This is a genomic window from Desertihabitans aurantiacus, assembly GCF_003344635.1.
Taxonomy (GTDB): domain Bacteria; phylum Actinomycetota; class Actinomycetes; order Propionibacteriales; family Propionibacteriaceae; genus Desertihabitans; species Desertihabitans aurantiacus.
This window is the reverse complement of the sequence record NZ_QPKK01000427.1, coordinates 1-2,008: the sequence shown is the minus strand read 5'-3', so window position 1 is coordinate 2,008 and position 2,008 is coordinate 1. Positions and strand designations below refer to the sequence as shown.

General features: G+C 74.8%; 2 protein-coding genes. Both read left to right on the top strand.

What is annotated here, in order from left to right:
• Window positions 1-90 precede the first annotated feature (90 nt).
• Window positions 91-1,590, top strand: a complete 1,500-nt coding sequence (locus DVA66_RS19805) for a pectate lyase family protein (RefSeq protein ID WP_114561512.1) — start codon at window positions 91-93, stop codon at window positions 1,588-1,590.
• Between the two features lie 22 nt (window positions 1,591-1,612).
• Window positions 1,613-2,008, top strand: a 396-nt coding sequence (locus tag DVA66_RS19800; RefSeq protein WP_198671981.1) for a hypothetical protein, incomplete at its 3' end; no start/stop codon positions are given.

Here is a 2,008-nt window from a genome sequence, read left to right as displayed (position 1 = left end):
GGCCGAGCACACCCGCGAGACCTACCTCAGCGGCCAGGACGACTGGCGTCCCTGGCGCTGACCACCCCACCCGACCCCCCTGGAGGACCGATGCCCGATCTCACCCGCCGCCACCTGCTCGCCGGGGCCGCCCTCGGCGTCCCCGCCCTGGTCGCCGCGCCCGTCACCGCCACGGCGCGGCCGCGGGCCACCGACGACACGCTCCGCGCCGCCAGCGACCTGCTGCGGCGGATGCGGGTGCCCCGCGTCCCCGACACCGTCGACGGACCGGTCTGGTCGCCGCTGGCCACCGGCTTCGCCTCGGTCCCCACCGACGAGCTGCCCGCCGGTGCCGTCGGCGGTCTCGGCGGACGGGTGGTCACCGCGAGCACCGCGGCCGAGCTCGCCGAGCACGTGGCCGCCGAGGAGCCCACGGTGGTGCTCGTCGAGGGCGCCGTCGAGCTGCCCCTGGGCACCATGCTCGACGTCAGCTCCCACACCTCGGTGCTGGGGGTGGGGCGCGGCGCGGCGATCGTCGGTGGCGGCCTGCGGCTGCTCGAGGTGCACGACGTCGTCATCCGCAACCTGACGCTGCGCGACTCCTTCCTCGCCGGGGACTGGGACGGCAAGCACCCCGACAACGACAACGACGGCATCCGGGTCGACACCTCCTCCCACGTGTGGATCGACCACTGCGAGTTCGCCCGCATCGGCGACGGGCAGGTCGACATCCGCAAGGACTCCACCCACGTCACGGTGTCGTGGAGCGTCTTCCGCGACCACAACAAGACCCTCGGCGTCGGGTGGACCGAGAACCTGCTGACCACGCTGACCCTGCACCACGACCGCTTCTCCAACACCCACCAGCGCAACGGCAGCATCGACAAGGTGGCCCTCGGCCACGTCTACAACTGCTGGCTGTCCGGGGCGAGCTCCTACGGGATGGCCTCCCGCGGCGGTTCGCAGCTGCTGGTCGAGCACAGCGTCTTCGACTCGGTGCGCGACCCGGTCGGCGTCAGCGACGACGTCTCCCGGGTCGCCCAGCGCGGCAACCTCCGCGAGGGCTGCTGGGGCAAGTGGGACGACACCGGCATCGACGGCGACCCCCGCGACTCCTACCCCTACCGGGCCGAACCCGCGCACCGGGTGCGGGAGCTGCTCGAGCGCCACGCCGGACCCAGCGGACGCCGCGAGCGGCCCGTGCGGCGCCTGCGGGTGGCGCAGGACGGCGGCGGGGACGTGCTCTCGGTGCACGCGGCCGTCGGGATCGCCGCCCGCCTGCGCCGGCCCGTGGAGATCACGGTGGAGCCCGGCGTCTACCGCGAGGTGGTGACGCTGTGGCCGGGCACGGACGGGGTGGTGGTCCGCGGCGCGACGGGCGACCCCGCCGACGTGGTCATCAGCTACGACAAGCCCGCCACGGACTGGGCGACGGTGACGGTCCTGGCCGAAGGGGTCACACTGGCCTCGCTGACCATCGAGAACGCCTACGACGAGGCGGTCGGCGGGGACCGTCCGGCGTACCCGCTGCGCTCGGCCGACGACTCGGTCGAGCTCGACGACGTGGTCCTGCTCGGAGGGCCGCACGAGATCTCGGACCCGCGCGGATGAGCGCGGGAGGTGAGGAGGAACGGTGAGCGAGGACCACCGGACGCCGTCGGCGAGCGGCGCGCGGGACCGGCTGCGGGAGCTGCTGGGGCTGACCGACGTCGAGCTGTCCGGGCCGGCGGTGGTCGAGCCCGACACCGAGGCGCCGGCCCCTCCGGGCGGTCGGGCCGTCCGGCTCGTCACCGGGCACGGCACCGTGGTGCCGTCGTTCCTGCTGCAGCCACCGCCGGAGCGGTCGAACGGGGCCGGCGTGGTGCTGGTCGCCGGGCACGGCCGCGGCATCGACGACCTGGTGCGCAGCGACCCGGCCGACGGGTACCACGACGGCCTGGCCCACAAGCTGGTGGACGCGGGGTTCACCGTGCTGTGCCCGGAGATGCTCAGCTTCGGCCGGCGCCGGCTCCCGCGGCCAGCCGGGGCG